The 3528-nt window shown below is 74.3% G+C and carries 3 protein-coding genes; 2 read left to right on the top strand and 1 reads right to left on the bottom strand.

All coding sequences use genetic code 11. From position 1 onward, the window contains the following. On the top strand, positions 1 to 1378 hold a 1378-nt coding region (locus tag GKQ77_RS29965), incomplete at its 5' end, for a BACON domain-containing protein (RefSeq protein ID WP_219692258.1). Positions 1379 to 1501: 123 nt separating this feature from the next. Here GKQ77_RS29965 and GKQ77_RS29960 read toward each other — a convergent pair. Continuing rightward, entirely contained in the window at positions 1502 to 2476 is a 975-nt protein-coding gene (locus GKQ77_RS29960) for a DUF3109 family protein (protein ID WP_219692257.1), read from the bottom strand. A 71-nt stretch (positions 2477 to 2547) separates the two neighbouring features. On the opposite strand from GKQ77_RS29960, the gene GKQ77_RS29955 reads away from it, so the two are divergent. After that, a complete protein-coding gene (locus GKQ77_RS29955) occupies positions 2548 to 3489 on the top strand; it encodes a Ppx/GppA family phosphatase (protein ID WP_219692256.1) in 942 nt (313 codons plus the stop codon). Positions 3490 to 3528: the final 39 nt, after the last annotated feature.

Here is a 3528-nt window from a genome sequence, read left to right as displayed (position 1 = left end):
CGCCCCTTCCGACCCGGCAGGCTCAAGCACCCCCGTCCCCACCCCGGAAGAGACCGAGCTGCGGCGGCACCGCGAACTGGCCCAGCTGGCCTGGCCCGAAGCCGCCGGCACGACCCCCGAGCAGCGCGAGGCCCTCGAACTGGCCGTACGCCATCAGCTCGCCCCGGCCGAGGTCGCCGCCGTCCTCGGCATGGACCTCGCCAAGGCGCGCGGCCTGCTCGCCTCCGCCGCCTGCGAGGTGGAGCGCACCCGCGCGGCCCTCGCCGTCGTGGAGACCGGCAGCTGCCCCATCGTCGCCCGCCTCACCGGCGACAATCAGGTGCTGCTCGGCGCGGCCCTGCGCCGCGAGCTGGTCCGGCACGTCGACGACTGCCCGCGCTGCCGCCGCACCGCCGAGCGCGCGGGCGCGGGCGCCTGGCCCGGCACGGCCGTCAGCCCCGCGAGACTCCCCGTCGTCGAGGCCCCCCGCGACGCCCTGCCCCTCGCCATGGCGCACGTCCCACGCGCGCGGGGCGCCCACCCCCGCTACGACCGGCGCGGTTTCCCGATGGACCCCAAGGACCACGCCGCGCGCCGCGACCGCCTGCGCGCGCGTGCCGTCACCACGACCGTCGTCGCCACCGTGGTGGCCGCCCCGGTGCTCGCCCTCTGGGCCGCGTACCGCGGAGCGCCGCTCACCGGAGAGGGCCACGACGGCAGCTCGGTCACCGCGAGCGACGGCGTCGACGGCCTCGGCGGCGACCGCGCCCGTGACTACGAGAACGCGGGCAACGCCCGCAAGGGCCCCGAGCACCGCTTCACCACGGGCGGCCGCTCACCGGACGTCTCCGTAGAGGTCATCAGCGGCGGCGGGCCCCCGTCCGGCTCGTCCATGGGCCCCGGGCGCCTCACCGTCGCGGCGCGGCCCAGCGGTGACACGACGCTCATCACACTGACCGCGTCCGGTGGTTCGCCGGTCCGCTGGTCCGCGAGCGACAGCGCGTCCTGGCTCTATCTGAGCCGTTCCGCGGGGACGCTCGGGCCGGGGGAGTCGGTCACCATCCGGGTCTACGTCGACCACGCCCGGGAGCCGGCCGGGCCCTGGCGCGCCCGGGTCGCCATCGCGCCGTCGGGCGCGGCCGTCTCCATCGAGGGGTACGGGGATGGGCGGCCGCCGTCTCGGCCGGGGCCGAAGCCGCGGCCTACTGGCCCTGGGCCCTCTGATCCCGGCCCATCTGAGCCCGGGCCCTCCGACCCGGGTCCGTCCGATCCCGGTCCGTCCGACCCTGAGCCTTCTGACCCTGAGCCCACGCCTACGGATCCGGCGCCTACGCCGTCGGATCCCGGGCCGGGGGACTCGTCCTCGCCGCCGGGCGGTGAGGGTCCGAATCCCGGCTGATCGCCGCCGGGGGTCGGGTTGCTTGTTATCCGTCGGCCGGACGTGGCTGGTCGCGCAGTTCCCCGCGCCCCTTACGGGGCGCTGTGCCCGCGCACCCTTACGGGGCCTCCCTGCGCGGCCCTCTTACCGCGCTACGGGGTCCGCCGGGTGTGGGGCCAGGAGGGGGAGTTGGGCGTTGAGGCGTTCCTCGCACAGCTCGACCAGGCGGTCGTACCCCTCCTTGCCCATCAGTTCGATCAGCTCGGGGCGGTAGGTGACGTACACCGGGTCGCCCGCGCCGTGTGCCGACGTCGCCGACGTGCACCACCAGTGCAGGTCGTGGCCGCCGGGGCCCCAGCCCCGCCGGTCGTACTCACCGATCGACACCTGGAGGATCCGCGTGTCGTCGGGCCGGTCGATCCAGTCGTACGTACGACGCACCGGCAGCTGCCAGCAGACGTCCGGCTTCGTCTCCAGGGGCTCGACGCCCTCCCTGAGCGCCAGGATGTGCAGCGAGCAGCCGGCGCCGCCCGCGAAACCGGGGCGGTTCTGGAAGATGCACGAGCCGTTGTACGGGCGGGTCTGGCGGTCGCCGTCCTCGTCCGTGGAGACCCAGCCGGTCTCCCGGCCCACGTCGTGGTGCTGCCAGATGTCGGGCGTGAGCCGCTCCACGTACGCGGCGACGCGCTTCTCGTCGTCCTCGTCCGAGAAGTGCGCGCCCAGCGTGCAGCAGCCGTCGTCGGCGCGGCCCGCCTGGATGCCCTGGCAGCCGCTGCCGAAGATGCAGTTCCAGCGGGAGGTCAGCCAGGTCAGGTCGCAGCGGAAGACCTGCTCGTCGTCGGCGGGATCGGGGAACTCCACCCAGGCGCGGGCGAAGTCCAGGCCCTTCTCGTCGGGCTCGGCCTTCGCGGTCCTCGCGGGCTTCCCGGACTTGCCCACCTTCTCGGCCTTCTCGGGCCTGCCCAGCACCTCGCCGCCCCTGGCACCCTTGTCGGTCCTGGCAGCCTTGTTCGCCTTGCCGGGCTTGCTGGGCTTACCGGGCTTACCGGAGTCGTCAGGCTTACTGGGCCCCTCGGACTTCGTCGATTTGTCGGCCTTCGTCTTTTTCGTCTTTGGCACATCTCCAGGGTATGCGGGCGGTGGGCCGCCCGAGGCCAGACGAGCGCCCCATCCGGCGTAGCGTTCCGTCCATGAGACTCGGTGTCCTCGACGTGGGGTCGAACACGGTGCATCTGCTCGTGGTCGACGCCCATCCCGGCGCGCGCCCCCTGCCCGCGCACTCCCACAAGGCCGACCTGCGCCTGGCCCAACTCCTCGATCCGGCGGGCGCGATCGGCCCCCAGGGCGTCGACCGGCTGGTCGCCACCGTCCAGGAGGCGGTGGTCGCCGCCGAGGACAAGGGCGTGGAGGAAGTACTGCCGTTCGCCACCTCCGCCGTGCGCGAGGCGACCAACGCCGACGAGGTCCTGGCCCGCGTAAGGGAGGAGACCGGCGTCGACCTCCAGGTGCTCTCCGGCGAGGAGGAGGCCAAGCTCACCTTCCTGGCCGCCCGGCGCTGGTTCGGCTGGTCCGCGGGCAAGCTCCTCGTCCTGGACATCGGCGGCGGCTCCCTGGAGATCGCGTACGGCATAGACGAGGAGCCGGACGCCGCGGTGAGCCTGCCGCTCGGCGCCGGCCGGCTCACCGCGGCCTGGCTGCCGGCGGACCCGCCCGACCCCTCCGACGTGAAGGCGCTGCGGCGGCACGTGCGCGCCCAGATCGCCCGTACGGTCGGGGAGTTCGCCCGCTTCGGCGCGCCCGACCACATCGTGGCGACCTCGAAGACGTTCAAACAGCTCGCCCGCCTGGCCGGTGCGGCCCGCTCGACGGAGGGCCTCTACGTACAGCGTGAGCTGAAGCGGAAGTCCCTGGAGGACTGGGTGCCGCAGCTCGCCGCCATGACCACGCGCGAACGCGCCGAGCTGCCCGGCGTCTCCGAAGGCCGGGCCGGACAGCTGCTCGCCGGGGCGCTCGTCGCCGAGGGCGCCCTTGACCTCTTCGGGTGCGAGAGCGTGGAGATCTGCCCGTGGGCGCTGCGCGAGGGCGTGATCCTGCGCCGCCTCGACCACCTCCCCCCGACGCCCACACCCTGACCGCACGCCGCCAGGCCCCCTCGACGCCCTCACCCTGGC

It is taken from the genome of Streptomyces anatolicus (assembly GCF_019400875.1).
GTDB classification, from domain to species: Bacteria; Actinomycetota; Actinomycetes; order Streptomycetales; family Streptomycetaceae; genus Streptomyces; species Streptomyces anatolicus.
This window is presented reverse-complemented; position numbering and strand designations above follow the sequence as displayed.